Genomic DNA, 23,460 nt, shown 5'->3' with positions numbered 1-23,460 from the left:
TTTCCCTGTGAAATTAGGCATACTCATTCAGTATTGCGTTTAATGCTTTTGATAATATCATCGTAATGATAAAGCACTTTATTGGTGGTAAGATTTAAGTTGAGCGAATCGATATAAAACTCTAGTAATTCTTTCAAGTGGCTTGCATTCTTCGATACAGCAATGCCTTTAGGATCCGCGGCATCTTTTAAAGTAACCGTGAGCACGGTTAATGACAAATCTGGATTGTCGCGCACTATTTTTTTAATTTCAGCCTCATCTCTATAAGCGGCAGTTACTTCACCTTTTATAACTGCGTCTACAACATCATTCCAAGACTTATATTCTACTACTTCCATGTTGATAAAATTTCTTTTGGCATACTTCACGTAGGAAGAATTACCGATCACCCCTATTTTGCCTGACAGCGATAGTAGGACCTCTTCGCGAGATCCGCCTTCGAGTTGTTTAGCTAATGATAATTGATTGACGAGTAAGGCTTGGCGCATTTCAATATAGGGCTTCGTAAAAAGAACGCGCTGCACTCTATTAAAAGTAATACTTAGCTTAGAAATACCCACATCAGCTTTTTCATCAGCGATCATATCAACAACTGCCCCCAATGAGGTAGGCGAGCGGTCAAATACAACATCGACATTGAGAAGTCGGGCAAATCCTTTTATCATTTCGACATCGACACCAGTAAGCTGGTTTTCTTCATTAACGTAATAAAACGGTGGCGTATCCTGAGCAAACATTGCAACGACTAACGTGCCACGATCCAGTATTCTTTGAATGTCTGGAGAGAAAGTATTATTAGCGAAGCTTGGTGAACTAAAAAATAGAGAAAAAGCAATTATGATATTGATAATGGCTACCGTGTAATAGTTCATTTATACTCCTATTAGATACTTAGTATTAATATGCAAACGACTGCCATCATTAAAACTCATATTTTGCGCTCATCTGTACCCGATTAATATTACCCTTAGCTCCATTAACCTGTTCGCGTTCGGCTTTTGATATTTCAAGGCCCAGATTTACTTTAGGTAATAATCGCCAAATGATATTTACGTGATACGATTTAATATACTTGTTTTGTAGATCACTTACACTTTGGCTTAGAAGCGGCTCATTCCAGTCTACTGTGACGAATCCTAAATTGAAATTTGAACGAACATTTTCTGTCCACCAATGTTGGTAACCAAGATATCCACCCCATGCTTTTTGAGTATCTAATGTTAGGTTGTCAGTACCCGTCCCAGAGACAACAGCAGCGGTATTAGCAGCCTCTTGAATATAACGGCCAATACCGTCGCCAGCACTTAAATGAAAACGCAGCTGGTTACGATTGAATATTTTAACTTTACCCGATATACCCAACCCAAAACCATTAGTGTTGTCTTTAAAAGTACCATCGTTAACCGTCAATTTACGAAAAACACTTTGTAAAGAAACATGACCAAAACTATCCTTGAAGAGGATTCGAGCGGTAACGTCGGGGATCGAATCTTGTCCATTAGGCCGCTTTTGGCCAGCAGTATCAATAAAATCAGCTTCCGGATTTTCTAATGAAAATGAATAGGTAAATCCCTTGTAGGGCAATGTATAGCGAAGCTGTGACTGGCGAAGTAATACTTGACCAGTATCATTTGCAAAGTTCAAATTTTCAGGGTAGGAGGCTACATCAACATAATTCGACGATGCTTGTCCAAGTAGCCAAGGGCCCAGTTCAGCATAGGCATGACGTAATCTAAAATCAACGGCATTGGAAATGACTTCAGAGCCAGCAGGACTAAATGTATCCCCACCAAAAAAGTCTCCCTCAATCAATGTTTTGAACTGGCCATACTTAGTGTTCATCTTTGTTTGGAAGTTAATACGTGACTCACGGGCATGCATTCTATAGTGACCGCTAATATTATCCGCAGGACTGCCTTTGAGTGGAATTGCTCCATAATTAATTCTATCACCACTTTGAGCGCCAATGTCATAGATCAGATCAGCTTTTATATAGCCATGAAATGCCACTGTGAGCCCTTCGTCTATGTTTGGCGCAGACGCTTTAATGAGAGCGCTATTTTTATAGGTTTCTGTTGTTTGCTCGAGCTTAAGTAGTCGCTGCTCAAGCATTTCATTCATCTTGATCAGGTCATCAATTGTGTTCTTTGGTTGTATAGTTTCATTTGCAAAGACTGTAGATGACAAACAAAAGCACATAAAAAAAGGCACACTTTTAATATAGTTTTTTTAGTTTTTAAAAACATCATATATCCTAAATTTGTGATTTAAACATCATAGTTATTTGATTACACTGCTCATTTTCGCTTGAGATAAGTCAACTTTTGTAAAGTCTACTCTCTTCATATTTGCGCCAACTATTTGTGCACCATCCATGATAGTGCCATTTAGGATGGCCCCTTCAAGGTTGGTATAAAGTAACATAGCGTTTTTTAAATTAGCCGCAGTTAAATTGGCGCCACGTAGGTTCGCCATAGTGAGATCGGCTCCTTCTAGATTTGCATTGCTAAAGTCGACGCCTTCGAAATCACCCCAGCGCATATCTGCATTGGTGAGAACGGAGCGCGTAAACATAGCACTGCGGGCTCTTACATTTTTTAACGACGAATCCCTCATATCTGCGTCTATAAAAGTTGAACCGATTAAAGTAGCGTCAATGAATCCGGTATATTGTAAAACTGCTTTATTAAAATTAGCATTGCGTAAATTACTTTCACTTAAATCAGCCCCCAACAACTGTGCTGCACCTAAGTTGGCATTCTGAAAATTTGTGTTTGTTAAATTGCTTCTCTTAAATTTTGCTTTTACTAATACAGTACTACTGAAATTGCTACCCGTTAAGTTCGAACCAGAGAAGTTAGCGCTAAATAAATAGGCGCCCTGATAATGGCTGTCGGGAATATTTTTGGATGAAATATTAACATAGCGTAAATCACAAAATGGGCAGTTAGTTACTTCTTCGTCATTCGCTATTGATCCTCTATTTGTTTTTATTGTTTGGCAGGCCGATAGTAAAATAAGACTCAATAATACAAGCCATTGGTAGTTTTTTTTCATAGAAGTCTCAGTAATAAAGAAATGATGCCGCTTTTTTTATTCTGTCTGAAAATGACTGTTGACTCTGCCATTTTTCCATAGTCACATCGCCAGTCCGAAATTCTCTATACAACGAATTAGATTGCATATGATTAAACACTGACGCCCAATTGGGAGAAGGTTTAAACCAGTCACTGTATTTTGCCTGAAGTTCAGAAACGGTGCCGCTTCGATTCCCTGAACCATCAGTGATATTTTCCTGATAAACATAATTGGGTAAGCGAGGAGTGACTAAAATTAAAACAGATTTTTCGAAATCAACAGTGCTCTTTTCTGAAAATAGATACTGAATGACAGGAATATCCTGAAGAAAAGGAACGCCATCGCGAACAATCTGAGATTCTTTTTCACTTAAACCACTTAATAAAAGCGTCTCACCTGAACGAAGAAAAACATTTGCGTTAACACTCGTTTTTGAGGTTTCCAGTTTAAACTCGAATTGAACACTTCCACTGGGAGCTTTTAAAAAAGTTCTTTCCGCTTCAATATTTAGGCCTATTAATCCGCCTTCCAATTGCGTGGGCAGAATAGACAATTTAATTCCTATTTCTTTTTGAATGGATATAGCTCCACCATCTCCATTACTGACTGCGGCAGCCTCTATTTCAGAACCAGAAAAAAAAGTAGAACGTTCACCAAAGCTTGCTACTAATGTTGGCCTGGCAAGAACTTCGCTACGATCGTTCGATGAATTAAATATGTTTAGTGAATAATTTAGTGCAGGTACCGTAATAGAGCTAACAATACTATTGCTAATGCTCGTAGATAATGAATCGTCATCAGTTAATGTTGTATTGGTCCTACTTCTATTGTAGGCAGCAGAACCCTCTTCTCCTAGAGCACCGAATTGTAACTTTAAACCGCTTAGTATATTTAGCCCTTTAGTGGACCCAACTGTTTCTTCGGTTCGCAAAATAACAACATCGACAATGACCATCCTTGAATTACTATTCAATGGTATTTCGCTTTCTTCAATAACGTCTTGTTCTGCGTCAAAAACAACAACTGAATTTTCACTTTTGTCGTTTTGTGAGTCTCGTGCATCGGTTTTTAATATTTGATCAGAATTGTTTTTTTGGATGTCCTTTTCAAATAACCCCGCATTTACGCCTCTTTTATATTGCTGATAAAAGTTATTCCAATCGCTCAATCGTTTGGTCAAGTTACTAGTATCGTCTGCATTATACTTATTGCTATATTCTTGTAACTGTCGCGAAGCGTCCTGACTGTCACCGAGTGAAGCCGATAACATCGCTTGAGTTCTTAATACACGTTCAGTTTTTCCTTCAAGTTCCATCAATTTGCTTAAAACACCACTTGCTGTCACAAGATCTTTTGAAAAATAGGAGGCCACCACTGTGCTGTAGAGTAGATCACCATCTCGGTTATTATATAATAATGCTTCACTTAATACTTGTTGTGCCTGTGCAAATTGTCGATTGTCTAGTTTTAATAAACCAAGTTGATAACGTGCCAACCAGTTAGACCGGTCAAACTTAATAGCAAGGTCATAACCTTGCTCTGCCAATGCGTATTTTGAACTATCTCCTCTTTTTGCCATTAAATGGTAGGTAATAGCATTAAGGAATTGGAGGTATGAGTTACCCGTATCCATCATCAGCGCTTTATTAAATCCTGCGGATGCTTTTTCCAACTCTCCTTTATTTAACGCTTCTATTGAATTCCTGATTATACTATTACTATCCATTGATAGAAGCGTTTCAGCCGTAGAGGTTTGATGCTGTCTTTTTGGGGTGTTGTTCGATGTCTCAAACGTGCGTGTAGAAGTGCATGCAGTCAGACTGAATATAGTAATTAGCACGATTAACCTAAAAATTATTGATATCATTTTCTTGCAAATTTAGTTTGTTCATTGCTATTTTCAACAGATTGCCCGTCGATGAATAATTTTGAACCATCATGGAGTGGCGCTCCAATTGCTCGGGAAAAAAAATCATACCCACTAAAATGAGAGGCTTTGATCGCGCGATGGATTTCATATACTTTATCCGGGGTTGAGAAAAGCGCATCGAGCACTGAACCTACTGCTTCATTTGATACTGTGTCGCGTGTTACAACAACAACGTCCATTTCTAAGGTATGAACATCTCTATCATTATTGGGTAGCAGCTGATGTGGAATATAACCTTTCTTATAGAAAGCATTTTTTTGATTTATTTCATTGATGACGACGCTTGGAAGGCTTAGTAATTTAGCATCGCATTTGTTCAGAATATTATCGTAAAATCTACCGGGCAAACCGAAAACGTGAATCAGGATATCAATATCACCACTACAAAATCCATCAGTCACTTTACTTGTGGCATATTCAAAAATTTCAGAAAAATCTTTATTGGTCCATCCCATTTGTTCAAACAATATTTTGGCGATTTCACGTTCACCAGATCCTTCTGGTCCGATATTAATAGACCTTCCCGTAAAATCGGGCAAGCCTTCGATAGCAGAGTTTTTATTGACAAGGATGCCGACGGGCTGAGTATAAATTGCGGCAACAGTGCGTAATTGTCTTTGTGGACCTATTTTTTTGAAAACACCTACGCCTTCATAAGCTTGGTTAATTAGTGCCGGCATAGTTAAACCGGCATCAAATTCGCCTGATATAACGCCAAGCAGGTTATGCATAGAACCACTGGTGACGATGACTTTACAACGCTGTTTACTTTCCTTGGCAAATGAAACGTCAGCGCATATTGATTCAACGATGGGACCAAACACACCCGTTGACGACCCACCCCCGAAAAGTATTAAGGTGTCTTCAGAATGGACCTTAGACACGAACACTAAAAAGCACAAAAAAACAACTAACTTCATAATACACTCAGGCTGTTAATAAATTGTTGTGAGCAATAAATAATTGCGTAAAATTAATCTATATATTTAATTATATTATGACATTGTCAGGTAAATGTGAGGTTAACGCGTGTTAATACGATATTAACGTAGCAGTGTTTTTATCTATTATTTTTAGTTTTCTTCATGTCGGCGTATGCAAATAATACAACACGCACCTTTATAACTGCTTGATATTCTGCTTTTAGTGCGATGGTTGCTGACACATTTTGCGATGCTTAGGGCGGTTTCCGCCTTTTGGCGTCTAAGACAAAATGAGCGCGTTAATTTAGGTATCGAAAGGGCAAAAGCACTTGCCAGAGCTCTACGCTGTCACCCTGCAGTGTTAGTCTTCCCGGGTTGGGATGTCGAAAGTGAGCACACAGCATAATAAATGAAATGAAGACGGACGTTTCCTAAGAGCAGGGGCGAAATTTAGTTACGACTAGGCTTACTAACTTTGTACGTCATGAGTACGACACAGCGTATTGTCCGATATTTAGAGAAAGTTGGTTTAATGATACGTGATCTGAAAAATAGCTACCTCAGCTTGCCTGTTGTTGTTTAAAAATGATGGTTAAGGCAGTTTCATATCACCCGCTACTATCCAGCCTAATCGGCGCATCATATGAGCGACACTCCAGGCAATAATAGCGGGTAGTACAAACATCAATAATATAATGGCTGTCCATAACTGGGTGCTGCTCATTATTTCTTGCGAGGCTTCAATGACCCCAAATACGCCGACCAGACCTGCGGTGCCCATACCGGCCCCCGTTGCTGTGCAGGCAAGCTGAAATCCGACAGTCGCAATAGGACCAACGATAGCACTGGCGATTACAGCCGGTAACAAAATTAATGGCTTTTTGAAGACATTTGGGATCTGCAACATACTAGTGCCCAGGCCTTGGGATATAACGCCGCTGATGCCATTATCCTTGTAGCTGGCAACCGCAAAGCCAATCATGTGTGCTGCGCAGCCGACCACTGCTGCCCCGCCAGCTAAACCGCCAAGTCCAATTGAGATACAGATAGCGGCGCTGGACGTTGGTAGTGTTAGCAGGATACCAACGACTACAGCAATGACAATACCCATCAATAAGGGTTGCAACTCAGTTGCTGCTTGAATACCGAAACCGATGCTATTTACCGCGGCTACGACAGGCGGATTGAGCAGCGCACAGACTACTAAGGCGACCACACATACCACCAAGGGAATGAGCAAGATATCAAGTTTGGTTTTGCCCGCTATCCAAGTCCCCGCGCGATAGGCAAAAACAGCCGCTAAATACGCGCCAATTGGATTGCCCGGTAGCGCAATGAAGGCCGCAGGGCCTGTTGCTTGTGGAATAAATAGTGTACCCGCCATTAGCGCTTCAGAATGCGCGCCAAGCATCCCTGCTACCAAACAGCTAAGCACCACCAAAGTCGGCGCTTTCAGGTAATAAGCAATACCTATACCAATACCAGCGCCCATGAGCACAGAGGCCAGCTTGCCGACAGCTGCCAAAGCTGGTAGCTGTAACCAGTTGCCAATCTGCGAGATGATCAGCCCAGCAATCAAAGTAACGAACAGCCCTAACGCCATACCCGTGAAGGCATCAATAAAATATTTTTGAAAGAATGCTTTAGTCTTACTAGGCGGCTTTGTCACTGTGCTAAATACATTCATGGGCAGGCTCTTTAGGTAGCGGTTGATAAAAAGGTATAAACTGCTGCGAAAACACCATTAATAGAACTAACAACATATTAACGCATTACTTCGCCAAGGCAAAGCCGAGGCCACTATTGACGCCTATGCCTATGCCCGTCCGCCGGCTCACTCACTTCTTGACCTACGCTCAGGCCTATTAACCCAACGGCAGCTAAACGATTATTTTTCCTTCCTCGTCAAAACCCAAGGGGTTTGGGTATAAGGCAAATAAACGACATTCCTTATCTATATAAAAAGGATTAAACATAATTTTGACTAAGCTGATCCATACTCTTAGATTTTGAGAAGCTCTTCTTTTAGCTTCTTGTACCTCACTGTCTCTACCCTCTTAAGAATGCTCTCGCGAAAGTCGAAGCCGAAGCTTCGTTTGTCGACCACAGGCCCCGGCACGCTTTGTACTCGCTTGAAGATGGCGGCGTGAAACAAGTCCATGCACCGTTCGAGATCTTCGACAAAGTCTCTTGTAGTTGGAAATAAACTGGCCAGCTTGCCAGTTGGTAGCTGCAAGTCTGACTCAAGTGAACCAGACTGATAGGCTTGCAGAAAGCTCTCTGCACTCCAGCGAAAAGCCACCAGAGCCCGAACCATCTGATCATGGTAACCATTGTCTGAGACTGAGCCGTAGTCAAAGGGATCGCCTCGCGCGCTAGTACCCGCTTCGGTCAGCTCATCCATCGGTTGACGGTCCATGATTGACTGCAAAATGACTTCCCGACTGTATACCACTTCATTCATATAGTGACCTAAGCGATAGACGTCTTGCTTGAGGCAATTCATCCACGGTGCAAAGGTTCCCCGTAGGTCGGCATTAAGTGTACCGTACCCAAACGCAATCTCAGTCATGTTGGCATTACAAATCAAAAACGCTCCGACCTTTGCAGCCAAGGCCGCTTCGACACTTTTACGCTCGATCGCTTGGACCGTTTTATGCGCCGAACTTCCCACCAAGACACCGGTCAGCCTGGCGCGAGTATTCACCATCTCGTCAATAGGAATAATTCGATACTCAACTCCCAGACGACGACACATTTCTTTTGCGTCGTCTTTCGTTTTTGCTGAGTTGAACGAACCATAAGGCATGTTTATCGCAATGACATTTTCAGGACCCATCAGATGCACAAACAACGCAAGCGATAAAGCCGAGTCAATCCCACCACTGACCCCAATCACCACCTTTCCTTTTACACTCGTAGGAAGAGTACAAAGAAAGCCAAGGGTAGCAACTTTGATACCAGTGAAGAGTTCAGCCACGTCAGAGTTTGCCTCTCGCTTGAGCGATGTTCGCTTGCTTGCAAACTGCACTACCATAGTGACTTCCTCGTACCGTTTGGCTATGGCGACTAAATTGCCTTTTTGGTCATAGCACGAAGAAGCACCATCGAAGACCAAAAAATTCTTACCGTTGTTTTGACTGCCGACGTTATTCACATAGACAAACGCTAGGCCCGTAGCTTCGCAGATAGTTTGCACCACCTGATCACGCTTGCGGTTCTTTTGCCAGCCCCAGGGTGAAGCTGATAGGTTGATAAGGATGTCGGCGCCGTTGTCAGCCAAATTCTTGGCTGGCTTTTGTGCGTAGTCAGCGTCCCACATGTCTTCACAGATCATTACGCCCAGATAATGTACCTTCCCGCGAATTGTGACTGGAAATGGCTGCTGTAAATCTTTTAATACAAGGCCTTGCTCGTCAGCCAGTTTCCGCAAATCAAAGAAATGTCGTGAATCGTCGAAGTATCGGTAGTTTGGCATCAGTGACTTGATGGCAAACGGTAGACCGGCTTTATTGAAAACAAAGCTACCGTTTTGAATGACAAAAGCCGCATTGTATTTACGCCTGCGACCGTCTTCACCACCTTTTGATTCAGCGTCAAGTGCGATACCACCGAAAATGAGTACCGCTTCACTACGCCATTGGCTAGCGATGTACACGGCGGTCGACCACATTTCGTCAACGAATCCTTCTTCTTCGTAACGGTCGCCACAGACATAATGACTGAGCATCATCTCAGACCCTATGACAACGTCAGCGCCTTGCTCAACTGCCAAAGTAGCTTGATAGAGAAACTTCTGCGCGTTATTCATTGGTTGGTTGTCGATAGCCATTTGGACCAACGCGATATTCAGTTCAAGTATACTCTGCGTCTGGTTCATGATTCTGATCCTTATGAAAGTAAGGCGCGACAAAGTAATCTGCCGCGCCGAATATTTAGTACACCACTTCCTCGCGGAACGTGGTGTCGTAGCCGAAAATACGCTTGGCGATCTCAATTTCTTTTGGGTCGCCCGTCGCCTTAGCGATATTGTCCGACAGCTTTACCGTTTCCAAGCCATTGACCTTGGTCAGCTTCATCACCAATGAGAGAGGTTTTATTAACCCGAAGTCATTGGATAGGTTGGTACCAACGCCAAACGCGACGTTAATACGACCGGCAAAGTGCGACTGCAGCTGCTGCATCCGCTTTAGGTTTAGCCCGTCACTAAAGATGACTAGCTTCTCCAGCGGGTCAATACCGTAGCGCTGATAGAAAGTAATGATCTTTTCACCAAACTCTATTGCGTCTCCAGAGTCTTGCCGAAAGCCACGCCAATCATAAGCATAGCTATCAGGTATTTTTTCCAGAAACACATCAGTGCCATAGGCGTCGGGCAACATGATAAGCGCGGTCTGACCATACAGTGCTTGCCAGTCAGCCAGCACTTCATAGACAGAGTTGCGTGCATCGAAGTTGCTCTTAGCTCTGGCGTACGCATAAGCTGCCATTGGCAGTTCGTGCGCGTTAGTACCTTGAGCTTCCACTTTAAGCTCGCGCGCCAGTCTGACATTTGAGACACCGGAGAGGAAGTTGGTTTCAGCTAACAGCACCTCTGTCATCTGCTGCTCCCACGGACCAGAAAACCGCCGACGCAGTCCAAACTGTGAACCATGCAACTGCGGATTCTCTTTCAGAAACGCCACTTTTTCAAGCAGTATATCCATACCCGAGTTGTATAGCTGAGTTTCGCTCAGACCTTCGGCCTTGGCCTTGCCTCGACCATACAGCTCAGTTACGATTGCAAGTGTCGCAATCTCCCATAGGGTGGAATGTGACCACAGACCGCTGGCTTCAATCTGCAGACGACCGTCTGCACTCTTTGAAACTTCAGGAACGCTCAGCTTGAGTTCAGCCAGATTCTTTGCAAACCCCGACTGAAACATTGCCCAGCCTTTGAGGTGCGCAATTTCATCTGCAGTAAACACAAGGGTTGAAACGTGTGCCAGCTCTTCTTGCAACTGGTCGATGTCGACATACTGAAGTAAATCAACATCGGTCCTGTTGATGAAAGAAAAAGTAGCCTGCAGGTTGGTGTAGTTGCGAAAGATATAGTTAAGCATCAGAATCTTGTATACGTCAGTCTCCAAGAGTGACTTTATGATAGGCTCGTCTTTTTTCCATAGCTTTGTCATGTTTGTTTCTCCTTTTTTAAGAATAGATTGTAAAGAACAAAATTCCGCCTTCGAGTGTTACTCAGGCGCGACTAGTTTTAGCAACTGCTCATTTAAATCACCCATTGGGTAAGATCTATGCCGCCTCGACTCGCATCGCTTATAACCTTGAACCTAGCAAAGTCAAAGCCTGTTGAACAGATCAGTCATGTGTTTTATTCTTACTATTGATGGTTAACGGTTCAAATCAGCTCTCATTCGGTATTTATTTGTACTAGTTTTTGACTAAACCGCCGTCTACCACTAAATTTTGACCGGTAACCGACCGCGACCATGGCGATGCAAAAAATAAAGTGGCATCGGCAAATTCTGCAGGAGTGATGACGCGTCGCAGCGGTGTATTTTGCGCAATATAATCAAACACGGCTTCAGGTGTCGCTGAAGAAGCGTCGGTTGTTCGCAGCAGACCACCAGAAACCATATTGACGGTAATTTGGTCAGGCCCCAAGTCTTGAGACAAGGTTCGGGTAAGTGACAGCAGCGCCGCTTTAGCTGCGGTATAGTCGTGATATGGCACCACCGGATTTTGAAATAAATTGGTACCCACATTAATAATGCGACCAAAGCCTGCGCCTTGCATATCGGGTATTGCTGCCTGTGTCGTGTTAAGCGCGCCTTTAACTACTCCTTCAAATTGATTTTGCATGCTGCCCCAGCTAATTTGCATACCGCGTTCGCGTGCATCGCCGTTAAAAGAAAAAGACGGCAGCGCATTATTAACAACCGTGCTTATGGCTTGGCCAAAATGTTTTTTTGCGTGCCTAAACATCGCCTGTACAGCCCTCACATCAGTTACGTCGGCCTGAACTGCAAGGGCCTGATTTGGATAATTGGCAGCAACTGCGTTAGCGGCTTCAGCGCTATGTAGGTAATTAATGACGACCTTAGCACCTTCACGTAAGAAGGCATTGACCAAATGCTCACCAAGACCGCGGCCACCGCCGGTGATTAATACTAGCTGCTGATTGAGTGTATTTGCAGAATGTTGCATATGTATCCCTTAAAAAATTAAAACGATATTGACTATTTATTAGCGGTGTTTGAAGGTGTAAGGACTCACTATAACCGACCCGACCAATCAGCCTCCCAATCTTTAAAAACGGGTATATAGCCTTGTGCTCGTATCGCGCTTGTAACCTCTACGACCGAGCGTTCATCACTAATTTCAAATTGATCGAGTTGCGTTGCGGGATTGGCGTACCCACCAGGTTGAGTCGAGCTAGCAGCGCTCATATGAGTGATGCCTAAAGGCATTATATTGCTGCGAAATTGACTGTTTTCACGCGTTGACAAACTTATTTCAAGCTGTTCGCTAAACAATCGAAATGCGCAAACTAGCTGCACCAGCCCTTTATCAGTAATCGGGTATTTCACCTCAATCCCCCCTGTGCATGGCCGCAGGCGCGGCAACGAAACGCTGAATTTACTGCGCCAGTAGCGGTTTTCCAAATACGCTAAATGGTGCCCCATTAGCAATGCATCTAAGCGCCATTCGTCTAAGCCTAGCAGTACCCCTAGGCCTATTTTATCGACCCCAGCCTGACCCAAGCGATCGGGACTTTGTAGCCTATACGTGAAGTCTTTTTTCTTGCCTCGGGTATGATGTTTTGCATACGTACGTGGCTGATAAGTTTCTTGATATAGCATTACCGCATCCAGGCCCAAATCAACTAGCTTTTTGTATTCATGAGTTTCAAGAGGCTGTACTTCTAAGGAAACATGGCTGAAATGCTGCTTCATATGGGGTAATACGTCGGCAAAATAGTCAATGCCAACCTTAGTTTCATGTTCACCGGTAACCAGCAGAACATTGTCAAATCCATATCCCTTTATGATATCAATTTCTTGCTGAATCTCTTGTTTATTGAGAATTTTACGTTTTATTTTATTGCTCATGGTAAAGCCGCAATAATCGCACTCGTTGGCACATAAGTTTGACAAATACAAAGGGATAAACAAGTTTATATTGTGGCCAAAACGCTGCTTAGTAAGCAAGCTTGCTTGCTGCGCCATTAGCTCAAGGTAAGGCTGCGCAGCAGGGGACAACAGCGCCATTAATGCCTCCACACTTCCGCTTGGCCGCTGCAAGGCCCGCTCTACATCGTCACTAGTGGTGCTATACAAAGACATTAGAAGATGATCGCGGTCTAGTTTTGCAAATGTATCAACAAAGCTCATGCAAAAACCCCGTTAGTGGGCTGGTGCTATTGGCCTTATTTGAGACTAAACCTAATCCGGCCTCATAAGCACGGCGCCCGGTTATAACCGCTTCACGAAAGCAATTAGCCATTATTACCGGTTGGGCGCTTGAAGCGATAGCGGTATTAACTAATACGGCATCGGCGCCAAGCTCCATTGCGGCGGTAGCATCAGAAGGACAGCCAATTCCAGCATCGATGATAACCGGCACGTTGGCTTGCTCAATAATAATGCGTATAAATTCTTTGGTGAGCAAACCCTGATTGCTGCCTATTGGACTAGCTAAAGGCATCACCGCCGCGCAGCCAACCTCTTCTAATCGACGACACAATACAGGATCAGCGTGCACGTAGGGCAGCACGACAAATCCTTGTTTCACTAAGACTTCGGCCGCAGCCAATGTTTCTATTGGGTCAGGCATTAAATATTTAGGGTCTGGGTGAATTTCCAGTTTTACCCAGTGTGTATTGAACATTTCTCGGGCAAGCTGTGCGGCAAAAATAGCCTCTTGCGCATTGCGTGCACCTGAGGTGTTGGGTAACAATTTTACGCCTAAGCTGCTTAGTGGCGCCATTAAGTTGTCGGTGCTTTGTCTAATGTCGATGCGCTTAATTGCCAAGGTCACAAGCTCGGTGCTTGAGGCTATTAATGCGTCTAACATAAGCTGCGTATGCGAAAACTTGCCAGTACCGCTAAACAAGCGTGATGAAAAAGTATGATCGGCAATAGTTAACATGTCTTATCCTCCGGCAACAGCGTGATACAATTCGATATGGTCATTTTCTTGGCAGGTAAGCTGTGACCATTCACTTTTAGGCACTATATGTTGATTACACGCAGCTGCTACAGAGCCTAAATTCCACTGCTGCTCTTTACTGTTTGCTTCTAAAATTTGTCGCAAACTATGGGATTGTTGTACTTTTATGGCTTCACCGTTGATAAAAATAGTGATCATGAAATATTCTCCTGTTGGGCTTTACGCGTAGGCTCTTGCTTACTCAAGTTTGTCCAATGCTGGCAAATAGGGCATTGAGCGTCTTTATGCCGATATATTCGTCGCCAGTTGAGCGTTAATGCATTGAATATATGTAGGTATGAATCGGGTGTGTTAATTTTCAAAATATGCTTAACCGTAGTAAGTGCTTGCATACTAGCCATAATCGCAACAGTTGGGCCTAATACGCCTACACTGGCACAGCTTTGAGTTAACTCTTGAGTATTGAATACGCAGTGAACACAGCCTGCTTGAGGGTTGTTTACTGCATCGATAACCATAAGTTGACCGCTAAAGCCGCTTACTGATGCACTAATAAGCGCAATTTTTTTTGTGCACACCAGGCATTAATTAGCTGACGTGTGGGCATGTTGTCAGTGCAATCAAGTACCGTTAACTTCTGATTTACATACGCTTTTTTAAGCATCTCATGCTCAGCCAACAGTGTTTCGGCAAATTCAAACGAAAAGCGCTCGCAGTAGGTGTTTACGCTAATATCTGTATTACTTGTGCGTAGTCGCTCACCAGCGCAGTTTACTTTTAATTTACCAATGCAGGATGCATCAAACAATATTTGCCGAGGTAAATTGGATTTTTCCACACTATCGTCATCCACTAAGTACAGGTGGCCAATTCCTACTGCGCTTAATTGCTGCGCAACATGCGTACCTAAACCGCCTATGCCGATAATAATAATATGGTGATCAAGCAAACGTTGCTGCCCTAGCTCACCAACCTCAGGTAGCAATATTTGTCGATAATACTGCACGAATTGTCTATCATTTAAGGCTTGTGTCATGTGAGCGCCTGCCACTTTTGTTGCAAAGCTTGCCAGCTTTGTCCCGGATTTTCTGTGCTTTCAATGCCTCTAACCACGGCAACATCATGCACGGCAGTTGCTTTTAACTGGGCTAAGTTTTGTAAATCAACGCCGCCTATAGCCACTAATGGCATTTTGTTTTTAAGCAACTTGCAATAACACGACAGCTTCAACAGACCTTGAGGCTTTGAGGGCATTTGTTTGGTTGGTGTAGAAAAAATATGTCCAATGGCCAAATAACTAGGATTAAGTTGCTGTGCTAAGAGCATTTCAAAATAACCATGTGAAGATAAACCTGAGGCGAGCCCGGCATTTGCTATTTGTAGTAAATTGGCTTGCAAGACATCTTCTTGGCCTAAATGTACGCCAAAAGCACCGTGTTTGAGTGCAATCTCCCAGTGGTCGTTAATAAACACTTGTGCCTTGTATTTATGGCCTAGCGAGATTGCTTGAATAATGTCCTTTTCAATCTCATTTAGGGGTCTCTTATCAACGCTGTTATTTTTTATACGTAGTTGCACAGTGCGTGCACCCGACTTAAGCACCTGCTCCAACACACTGACTGACTTTGTAACGGTATAGACGCCTAAGGGCTGGATAACCTTGGCAAAGACAAGCCCGTGGTTAATGCTTAGCGAAGCATAGTGGGGCATCAAAATTTCAGGGAAATGCACAAGATCGTGTGGCCAACCGTTGCGGCCCAGCACACCAGCTCCCTTACCCAAGCCGTAGCCGCTAGATAAACCTTGATGTACATATGCTTTAGCAATCACAGTAGCGTCTAGCAAAGGATGACCAAACGCCATCGCCGTAGCAATGGCAGCAGACAAGGCGCAGCCCGTACCATGATTATGCCTAGTGTCTACTCTACTGCTTTGAAACCCAATTCGCTGGTGTGCATGAAAAACAGAGGTATGCGCAATACTTTTAGCCATTAACCAGTCGATGGCAAATGTATCAATATCAGCGCCACCGGTCACCAAAACACCTGATAAAACTGCGTTAGCAAGGCACTCAAGCGGCTCTTGGGAAGTGTTACCTTGAGCTTGTAACAACCTTGCAAGCACCTGCAGTTCAAACGCGTTAGGTGTTATCAGCGTGACGTGATTAGCCAAAGATATATAGTCGTCAACAGTGGGTGAATTATTGGCAAGGGTGAGTGATTGACCGCTGGTAGAGACCATCACCGGATCCCAAATTACAGGGATGAGTAAATCATGTTGTTGCTGATAAGGCCTTAAAGTATTGCTTAGCCAGTGGCTAATTAGTTGAAATTGTTCAGCGTTGGCCAATACCCCTATCTTAATTGCGCTAGGGGGTAAATCGTCAAGTAAGCCGTTAAGCTGATTGAGTAAGACCATTGCACAGGTAGGTGCAACATCTATAACTTGGTGAGAGTTTTGCGCGGTAATTGCGGTTACCACATTACAAGCGTGTCCGCCTAAGTCATGAATTGTTAGGCTATCGGCCTGAATACCCGCGCCTCCGCCACTGTCTGAACCGGCAATACTCCATACAATAGGTTTAGCGGGCTGTGTTCTAGCAAAAATTTTGTGCTGATTTGACATAAGCAATCTCTCATATTAAGTAAGATGAAGTTGCTTGTCTGGAGAAATGAATTGTTGAAAAGCGCCAATAAGAGTAATCGAATATAAAAATATTACTCGCGTGTTCTGGCAAAGTGGCTTTTTAAATCAAATACTGGTGTGTCCGGTATTATTAAATGCCACGCTTGTTTCCTTCGCGGGTACTAGCCCGATCAGGTTCAACGGATCCCGAATTAACGGTCTCAGCTATACAAATCACCTAGGTGAAACGTACTAGCACTCCGACAAGAAGACATAACTATAAGCATAGTAAAACAATTTCTCAAGTGCTATCTGCAGTCGTGCGATAAGTCCACAAAAAGCAGAGTTGAAAATTCCCTATGAAAACCAGAGGTTAAGAAGGGCAGGCCCCGCGTGTTTTCCCTTGGCCGTACTTCGTTTTACTTCAGATTTAACGGCTATTTACCCCTAAAACAATTAAATACATAAACAATAAGCTGTCAATTGCGCCTGCTCTACTTGATCAGTTTAATTGCTCAACAATATTATATGCATAGACGGGGTCTAGCATATTTGCCGCGATCCTATTGCTAAGGCCAATACTAGATAGCCCGGAAAGAAGTGCTAATTTGGCCTGCTCAATTGGTGAACTCATATGATACAAAGCTGCGTTTTTACGCGCATTAAGTTGAATGTTGCGGGTGCGTGGTAAACGCGTTTTTTGATAGGTTTGCAGTGCGGTTTTAGTATCGGTGCAAGCAGCCAAACAATGCGCCAAAGCATAGCTGTCTTCAATGGCCATTGCCGCGCCTTGCGCTAAAAATGGCAACATAGGGTGGCAAGCATCCCCTAAAAGCGCCACGTTTCCATCAGACCATCGGTTTAGGGGCTGTCTGGCAAACAAGGCCCATAGCGAACATTCGTCCGTAGCCTCTAGTAACTCGCTTACCTCTGGATGCCAGCCAGCGAATGCGCTGCGCAGTTCACTTATATCACCATTTTCATGCCATGATTCTTTTTGCCAATCTGTACGCTCTTGTACAGCAACAAAATTGACTAAGTTGCCGGCGCGCAAATAATAACTAACAAAGTGTTTGTTTGGGCCCACCCATAAATTAGCGTTTGATTTAATCAAGCCTTTAGGCAGTTTGTTTGCTTGTACCATGCCACGCCAGGCTACTTGTCCGGTAAATTCAGAGGGTGTTTGCCCTAACATGCAAGCTTGGATATTTGACTTGATACCGTCAGCGCCTATGAGCACATCGGCGAAGAGACATTCATTGTTGTCAAATTGTACTGTTAGATTCTGTGGCGTTTGTTGGTAACTTTGGATAGTTTGACCTAAGTGAATACTTACGTTCATATTTTTGCAGGCATTATGCAAAATAGAATGTAAATCAGCGCGGTGAATATGCAGATAATGAGCGCCATATTTTTGTGTGGCGGTATCACCCAAAGGAACAGTAAAGTAAGTCTTGCCAGTTTTATAGTGGCGCATCACGGCTGAATTTGGACGAAAGGCCTTAGTTTTAATCTCGTCTGCTATACCAAGTGTTTGTAATACATGCATGGCGTTGGGACTAAGCTGTAAACCTGCACCTACTTCGTTAAGTTGCGGACTTTGTTCGTAAACAAGCACCTCAAATTTGCGTTTTGCCAGCGCCAAGGCAGCACACAATCCACCAATGCCGGCACCAGCGATAACAATTTTTTTACTCAAAACAACTCCCCCATGATTATTTGTGAACAGCTATATCTGCTCAGTTACACAGAAAATAGCCAGTTCGATAGATCTTTTGATTTAACCTGAGTAAGGCTTACTAAGATGATCCATAATACCTATATTTCTCGGCTTTACTTATACTGTTTTGAAAGTGGTGACCAAAGCGCACATTTTTTCTGCGGTGCTGCAGGTTTGCTTACTTCGTTAGCTTATTTTGACTGAGTAGCTGTCACCTTGGCGCTAAAAAAAAACCGCGGCTGCAAATTAATCACAGCCGCGGCTTACAAACTAACTCAAATCAAACTAAAGATCTAAATTCATCACCTTCGCCCAAGACGCAACGAAGTCATTCACAAATCTTTCTTGCGACGTATCAAAAGCATACACTTCGGCTACTGCACGTAATTCAGAGTTAGAACCAAAAATAAGGTCGACCGAGGTTGCTGTCCATTTCAATTCTTCAGATTTACGATCAAAGCCTTCATACAGACCATCGGTAGCAGATTTTCTCCACACGGTAGACATGTCAAGCAAATTCACAAAGAAATCATTATTAAGTGTACCTGGTTGATCAGTTAATACGCCATGCGCAGATTGTTCATAATTTGCATTTAAGGCACGTAAGCCACCTATTAAAGCGGTCATCTGTGGCACGCTTAGGTCTAATTGGTCTGCGCGGTCAATTAACATTTCTGTAGGCGAACGTTCATAGCTTTCTTGTGCTACAAAATAATTTCGAAACCCGTCAGCATTCAGTTCAAGCAGGCTAAACGAATTAACGTCAGTTTGTGCTTGAGTTGCATCACCTCTGCCTGGCATGAAGGGTACTGAAACAGCATAACCAGCGTCTTTTGCGGCTTTTTCTATTGCTGCTGAGCCACCTAGTACTATTAAATCGGCCAATGATACATGCTTTCGCTTCGACGAGCCGCTATTAAAGTCGCTTTGTATAGTGCTCAATACCTTGAGTACTTTAGCTAGTTCTTGCGGGTTGTTTATCGGCCAATCCTTTTGTGGGGCTAGCGCTATACGAGCACCATTGGCACCGCCGCGCATATCAGAAGCGCGATAGCTAGCGGCCGAGGCCCATGCTACACGCACAAGTTCTGATATAGTCAAATCAGCGCTAAGTATGTCTTTCTTAAGTTGATTAATGTGCGAATTGCTAAGCGTAGACTTAGTGTCTTCGGCAATAGGATCTTGCCAAATTTTGATACCCTTAGGCACTTCATTGCCCAAGAAATTTCTAGAAGGTCCCATATCTCTGTGCGTTAGTTTGTACCACGCTTTTGCAAAGGCTAAGCGATATTCTTCTGGGTCTGCCAAAAAGCGTTCAGCAATTTTACGATAATCAGGATCAAATTTTAAGGCTAAATCGGCGGTGGTCATTACTGGCGGATTAAATTTACCTTTAATGTGAGCGTCGGGCACAATGGCATGCAGCGATTCATCGGTAGGTATCCATTGAATAGCGCCAGCTGGACTGCGAGTTTGCTTCCACTCAAAATTTAACAAATTGCTCAAATATAATGAAGTCCAGCGCGTTGGCGCTTGTGTCCACGCACCTTCAAGTCCACTGGTAATGGTATCTTCAGAATGACCTTTACCACAGTTGTTTTTCCAACCTAAGCCTTGCTCTTCTATGCCTGCAGCGGCGGGTTCAGCTTCAAGACAGTCTGCTGGTTTGTGCGCGCCATGCATTTTACCAAAAGTATGCCCACCTGCTATTAATGCTAAGGTTTCTTCATCATTCATTGCCATTCTTTCAAATGTAATACGTATATTTTTGGCAGATCCTATAGGATCTGGCACGCCTCGTGGACCTTCAGGATTGACGTAAATTATGCCCATGTGCGTGGCTCCAAGTGGTCTTTGCAGCTTGCCGTCTCGGGTCTCTCTATCGCTTGCAAGCATTTCTACTTCTGGTCCCCAATACACTAGGTCGGGCTCCCAGTCGTCTGCGCGCCCGCCCGCAAAGCCATAAGTTTCAAAGCCCATATTTTCAAGTGCAACGTTACCCGCTAATACCATTAGGTCAGACCAAGAAAGCGCCTCGCCGTACTTTTGTTTAACTGGCCATAGCAAACGTCTTGCTTTGTCTAGATTCGCATTGTCGGGCCAGCTATTGAGGGGCTCAAAACGCAGCTGTCCACCGCCTGATCCGCCTCTACCATCGAGCGTTCTGTAGGTACCAGCGCTGTGCCATGACATACGAATAAAAAATGGTCCGTAGTTACCAAAATCAGCAGGCCACCAATCTTGTGAGGTAGTGAGTAGTGTATTTAGGTCAGTTTTAACGGCTTGAAGGTCGAGCTTACTAAACTCTTTTGCATAGTCAAAATTAGGCCCCAATGGGTTTGAACGAGCATCATTGTCTCTAAGTGTCGCGAGGTTAAGCTGTTCAGGCCACCAAAAGTCATTTGGTTTTGCTTGTCCTTGCTTTACTGAACCGGTTCCAATGGCCCCTTTGGGCTTACTTATTTCCGGTCCTTGCGCAAGCTCAGCGCCCGAGAGGTACGGTGTTTGCGCAAGCGCAGCGCCCGATAGTAAGGCAATGCTTACCCAGCCAGCTACAACTGATCTCAAAAACATTTTTTGTTTTTTCATTTTAAAATTCCTTTTGTTGGGTTATTTTCGTCGTATATGCAATATACGGCGACGTTTATCTGATTTTTAGGTTTAGATCGTAAACTTAATATGCCACTACACGATTAATTAGGCACAAGGAAAACTATATCGGTTTATAATGTAAATATATTGTGAATAAAAGTAATTGGTTTAATCGCTTTTTACGATGAGTGAAATGCATCGTTAATGAAAGGACGTGAAAATTTCAGTGCTAGCAGGGAAGCATTTTCACTGATGAGACGCAACTGGTGCAAATGAGCAGAAATGGCTATGACTATTCCACGCGTTTACCATAACAGGAAGGCCAGTCTCATTTATTTGACTGTATGATTGACGAGAAAACTGGCTTAGCAAACTGCCGTAGCCTGCAATTAGTGCTTTTCTTTTAGCAATATTGAATAAGGGCCTAAATAAAAGGAGTGTCGTTTTTTCCAGTTAATTTATATTACCCCTTGAGTATGCCCTCGCTAGTCACTACTTATATTATATATATAATAAAGAGTTAACTAATTTTATGAAAGTACTGTCAGATATTGGCCTAATCGGCCTTGCCGTTATGGGCGAAAATTTAATTTTAAACATGGCCAATAAAGGCTTCACGGTTACCGCATATAATCGTTCAACCGACAAAGTAGAAAGTTTTATTAACGGGCGGGCTAAAGATAAAAGTATCCGCGGTGCCTACAGTATTGAAGCATTAGTGAGCTCCTTGTCTACACCGCGTAAAGTTATGTTAATGGTGAAAGCCGGCGGCGTTGTTGATAACGTAATAGAGCAGCTTATACCGCACCTTGATAAAGGCGATATTATTATAGATGGCGGCAATACGCATTTTCCTGATTCAAATCGTAGAAGCAAATACCTTGAAAGCAAAGGGCTCTTGTATATAGGTACTGGTGTTTCAGGTGGAGAAGAAGGCGCGCTAACAGGGCCTTCAATTATGCCCGGCGGTTCGGCGGCGGCGTGGCCTGCGGTAAAAGATATTTTTCAAACGATATCGGCCAAAGTAGAAGACGGCACACCATGCTGTGATTGGGTTGGTGAAGGCGGTGCAGGCCATTTTGTTAAAATGGTGCACAATGGCATTGAGTATGGCGATATGCAGCTAATTTGCGAAGCCTACCAAATAATGAAAGATTTACTGGGCATGTCTGCCGATGAAATGCATGCAGTGTTTGCCGACTGGAATGAAGGCGAACTTGACAGCTACTTAATTGAGATCACTCGCGATATTCTTGCTTTTAAAGAAGACGGGGAGCCCCTAATTGATAAAATTTTAGATACCGCCGGGCAAAAAGGCACTGGCAAGTGGACCGCGGTTTCAGCCTTAGAGCAAGGCGTACCCTTAACCCTAATCGGCGAAGCCGTTTTTGCTCGCTGTTTGTCGGCGCAAAAAGACGAGCGTGTTTTAGCATCGGGCATATTGTCGGGGCCTAAACCGGCTTTTGAAGGTGACAAAAAAGCCTTCATAGAAGACATTCGCCAAGCGCTGCTGGCCTCTAAAATTGTCTCGTACGCACAAGGCTATATGTTACTACGAGAAACGGCAAACGAATTAGGCTGGGATTTAAACTATGGCGGCATTGCCCTTATGTGGCGAGGCGGCTGTATTATTCGCTCAACCTTCTTAAATAAAATTAAAGACGCTTTTGATAAAAATCACGATCTGACTAATTTAATGATTGACGATTACTTTGTTGAAAAATTACATGCGGCACAATCTGGTTGGCGAACAGTGGTGGCTACTGCCGCTATGAACGGCGTGCCGACACCAACCTTATCCTCTGCGCTCAGTTATTTTGATGGCTATCGCAGTGCGCGTTTGCCGGCCAATTTGTTACAAGCCCAGCGCGACTATTTTGGTGCTCATACGTATGAGCGTATCGACAAGCCGCGCAAAGAGTTCTTTCATACTAATTGGACCGGGCGGGGCGGCGATACTGCATCCTCTACCTATAATGTGTAAGCGTGGTTTTAAAAAAGATGAGCTAGGCAATTATAAATGAAATTCATGAGCTTACTACCAGCATAAGGACAGTAACAAAATGCACCATTACAAAAAGCGTATCAGCTTAATAGCAATCTGCTTCTTTACTTTGATAGCGCTGTTTGGATGTGCTGAAAAAGAACCAGCTCGGGAAGTCAGCTTGTCAGTGCTGGTAGACAGCCCTGCAGAATTTAACAACAGCCAAGTGACCACCAACGGCAAAGTACGTCATTTTGAAACGCCTATGCATTACTGGATTGAAGATGAGAGCTTAAACCGCGTTGAAGTTGTGCCGCATGATAAAGTAGGCCCTTATTTAGGACAATTCGTAGTGGTAACGGGAGAGTTTCGCTTCTCGGCGACTACAGGGCGTTCAATAATACTAAGTGAGATTAAGCGTCAGTGAGAGGCGAAAGCC

Annotated in this window: 17 protein-coding genes, 1 pseudogene and 1 riboswitch; of the genes and pseudogenes, 2 read left to right on the top strand and 16 right to left on the bottom strand. The window is 43.6% G+C overall.

The annotated features are described in order from the left end of the window. Positions 1–23: 23 nt before the first annotated feature. The 16 genes and pseudogenes from GPUN_RS09060 to katG all read right to left on the bottom strand — a co-directional run bounded on the left by GPUN_RS09060 (position 24) and on the right by katG (position 21,034). Positions 24–872: a substrate-binding periplasmic protein gene (locus GPUN_RS09060; protein ID WP_006005865.1), complete on the bottom strand. Its 849-nt coding sequence runs from the start codon at positions 870–872 to the stop codon at positions 24–26. A 49-nt stretch (positions 873–921) separates the two neighbouring features. Further along, positions 922–2,187, bottom strand: a complete 1,266-nt coding sequence (locus GPUN_RS09055; protein ID WP_158309267.1) for a DcaP family trimeric outer membrane transporter — start codon at positions 2,185–2,187, stop codon at positions 922–924. A 93-nt stretch (positions 2,188–2,280) separates the two neighbouring features. After that, the gene (locus GPUN_RS13720; RefSeq protein ID WP_006005861.1) at positions 2,281–3,057 is read right to left on the bottom strand and encodes a pentapeptide repeat-containing protein; all 777 of its coding nucleotides are present in this window, start codon (positions 3,055–3,057) and stop codon (positions 2,281–2,283) included. A 7-nt stretch (positions 3,058–3,064) separates the two neighbouring features. Further along, on the bottom strand, positions 3,065–4,804 hold the full coding sequence (locus GPUN_RS09045; protein ID WP_158309266.1) for a secretin GspD/PilQ domain-containing protein: 1,740 nt from the start codon (positions 4,802–4,804) through the stop codon (positions 3,065–3,067). A 137-nt stretch (positions 4,805–4,941) separates the two neighbouring features. Continuing rightward, a complete protein-coding gene (locus tag GPUN_RS09040) occupies positions 4,942–5,928 on the bottom strand; it encodes a TAXI family TRAP transporter solute-binding subunit (RefSeq protein ID WP_006005858.1) in 987 nt (328 codons plus the stop codon). Between the two features lie 595 nt (positions 5,929–6,523). Next, the gene (locus GPUN_RS09035) at positions 6,524–7,618 is read right to left on the bottom strand and encodes a PTS sugar transporter subunit IIC (RefSeq protein WP_006005854.1); all 1,095 of its coding nucleotides are present in this window, start codon (positions 7,616–7,618) and stop codon (positions 6,524–6,526) included. Positions 7,619–7,933: 315 nt separating this feature from the next. Next, entirely contained in the window at positions 7,934–9,811 is a 1,878-nt protein-coding gene (gene nadE, locus GPUN_RS09030; RefSeq protein WP_006005852.1) for an NAD(+) synthase, read from the bottom strand. A 55-nt stretch (positions 9,812–9,866) separates the two neighbouring features. Continuing rightward, positions 9,867–11,105 (bottom strand): nicotinate phosphoribosyltransferase, encoded by a 1,239-nt coding sequence (gene pncB, locus GPUN_RS09025; RefSeq protein ID WP_006005850.1) that lies wholly within the window; start codon positions 11,103–11,105, stop codon positions 9,867–9,869. A gap of 253 nt (positions 11,106–11,358) precedes the next feature. Beyond that, the gene (locus GPUN_RS09020) at positions 11,359–12,135 is read right to left on the bottom strand and encodes a 3-oxoacyl-ACP reductase (protein WP_006005849.1); all 777 of its coding nucleotides are present in this window, start codon (positions 12,133–12,135) and stop codon (positions 11,359–11,361) included. A gap of 68 nt (positions 12,136–12,203) precedes the next feature. Then, on the bottom strand, positions 12,204–13,322 hold the full coding sequence (gene thiH, locus GPUN_RS09015; RefSeq protein ID WP_006005846.1) for a 2-iminoacetate synthase ThiH: 1,119 nt from the start codon (positions 13,320–13,322) through the stop codon (positions 12,204–12,206). Continuing rightward, positions 13,309–14,079: a thiazole synthase gene (locus tag GPUN_RS09010; protein ID WP_006005843.1), complete on the bottom strand. Its 771-nt coding sequence runs from the start codon at positions 14,077–14,079 to the stop codon at positions 13,309–13,311. Before GPUN_RS09010 ends, thiH begins: the two co-directional genes overlap by 14 nt. A 3-nt stretch (positions 14,080–14,082) precedes the next feature. After that, positions 14,083–14,298 carry a sulfur carrier protein ThiS gene (gene thiS / locus GPUN_RS09005; RefSeq protein ID WP_006005841.1) on the bottom strand — a complete coding sequence of 72 codons (216 nt, stop codon included), beginning with the start codon at positions 14,296–14,298 and terminating at the stop codon, positions 14,083–14,085. After that, positions 14,295–15,136, bottom strand: a pseudogene (locus GPUN_RS09000) (HesA/MoeB/ThiF family protein). The gene thiS and the pseudogene GPUN_RS09000 overlap by 4 nt, the downstream one beginning before the upstream one ends. Continuing rightward, positions 15,133–16,725 (bottom strand): bifunctional hydroxymethylpyrimidine kinase/phosphomethylpyrimidine kinase, encoded by a 1,593-nt coding sequence (locus tag GPUN_RS08995; protein ID WP_006005834.1) that lies wholly within the window; start codon positions 16,723–16,725, stop codon positions 15,133–15,135. The pseudogene GPUN_RS09000 and the gene GPUN_RS08995 overlap by 4 nt, the downstream one beginning before the upstream one ends. A gap of 151 nt (positions 16,726–16,876) precedes the next feature. Then, a riboswitch (TPP riboswitch) is annotated at positions 16,877–16,998 on the bottom strand. A gap of 229 nt (positions 16,999–17,227) precedes the next feature. Beyond that, a complete protein-coding gene (locus GPUN_RS08990) occupies positions 17,228–18,424 on the bottom strand; it encodes an FAD-dependent monooxygenase (protein WP_006005832.1) in 1,197 nt (398 codons plus the stop codon). 306 nt (positions 18,425–18,730) lie between these two features. Beyond that, positions 18,731–21,034, bottom strand: coding sequence for a catalase/peroxidase HPI (gene katG, locus GPUN_RS08985; RefSeq protein ID WP_006005829.1), 2,304 nt, complete (start codon positions 21,032–21,034; stop codon positions 18,731–18,733). Between the two features lie 535 nt (positions 21,035–21,569). Here katG and gnd point away from each other — a divergent pair. Together gnd and GPUN_RS08975 are read left to right on the top strand one after the other, a co-directional pair. Further along, entirely contained in the window at positions 21,570–23,021 is a 1,452-nt protein-coding gene (gene gnd / locus GPUN_RS08980; protein WP_006005825.1) for a decarboxylating NADP(+)-dependent phosphogluconate dehydrogenase, read from the top strand. 79 nt (positions 23,022–23,100) lie between these two features. Further along, positions 23,101–23,448 carry a hypothetical protein gene (locus tag GPUN_RS08975; RefSeq protein ID WP_006005823.1) on the top strand — a complete coding sequence of 116 codons (348 nt, stop codon included), beginning with the start codon at positions 23,101–23,103 and terminating at the stop codon, positions 23,446–23,448. Positions 23,449–23,460 lie beyond the last annotated feature (12 nt).

It is taken from the genome of Glaciecola punicea ACAM 611 (assembly GCF_000252165.1).
Taxonomy (GTDB): Bacteria; Pseudomonadota; Gammaproteobacteria; order Enterobacterales; family Alteromonadaceae; genus Glaciecola; species Glaciecola punicea.
The sequence above is the reverse complement of the archived record's forward strand: the minus strand, read 5'-3'. Positions and strand labels throughout refer to the sequence as shown.

Coding starts and splice junctions, on each gene's coding strand:
- GPUN_RS09060 (WP_006005865.1), bottom strand. CDS start 872: ATGAACTATTACACGGTAGCCATTATCAATATCATAATTGCTTTTTCT.
- GPUN_RS13720 (WP_006005861.1), bottom strand. CDS start 3,057: ATGAAAAAAAACTACCAATGGCTTGTATTATTGAGTCTTATTTTACTA.
- GPUN_RS09045 (WP_158309266.1), bottom strand. CDS start 4,804: ATGGATAGTAATAGTATAATCAGGAATTCAATAGAAGCGTTAAATAAA.
- GPUN_RS09040 (WP_006005858.1), bottom strand. CDS start 5,928: ATGAAGTTAGTTGTTTTTTTGTGCTTTTTAGTGTTCGTGTCTAAGGTC.
- GPUN_RS09035 (WP_006005854.1), bottom strand. CDS start 7,618: ATGAATGTATTTAGCACAGTGACAAAGCCGCCTAGTAAGACTAAAGCA.
- nadE (WP_006005852.1), bottom strand. CDS start 9,811: ATGAACCAGACGCAGAGTATACTTGAACTGAATATCGCGTTGGTCCAA.
- pncB (WP_006005850.1), bottom strand. CDS start 11,105: ATGACAAAGCTATGGAAAAAAGACGAGCCTATCATAAAGTCACTCTTG.
- GPUN_RS09020 (WP_006005849.1), bottom strand. CDS start 12,135: ATGCAACATTCTGCAAATACACTCAATCAGCAGCTAGTATTAATCACC.
- thiH (WP_006005846.1), bottom strand. CDS start 13,322: ATGAGCTTTGTTGATACATTTGCAAAACTAGACCGCGATCATCTTCTA.
- GPUN_RS09010 (WP_006005843.1), bottom strand. CDS start 14,079: ATGTTAACTATTGCCGATCATACTTTTTCATCACGCTTGTTTAGCGGT.
- thiS (WP_006005841.1), bottom strand. CDS start 14,298: ATGATCACTATTTTTATCAACGGTGAAGCCATAAAAGTACAACAATCC.
- GPUN_RS08995 (WP_006005834.1), bottom strand. CDS start 16,725: ATGTCAAATCAGCACAAAATTTTTGCTAGAACACAGCCCGCTAAACCT.
- katG (WP_006005829.1), bottom strand. CDS start 21,034: ATGAAAAAACAAAAAATGTTTTTGAGATCAGTTGTAGCTGGCTGGGTA.
- gnd (WP_006005825.1), top strand. CDS start 21,570: ATGAAAGTACTGTCAGATATTGGCCTAATCGGCCTTGCCGTTATGGGC.
- GPUN_RS08975 (WP_006005823.1), top strand. CDS start 23,101: ATGCACCATTACAAAAAGCGTATCAGCTTAATAGCAATCTGCTTCTTT.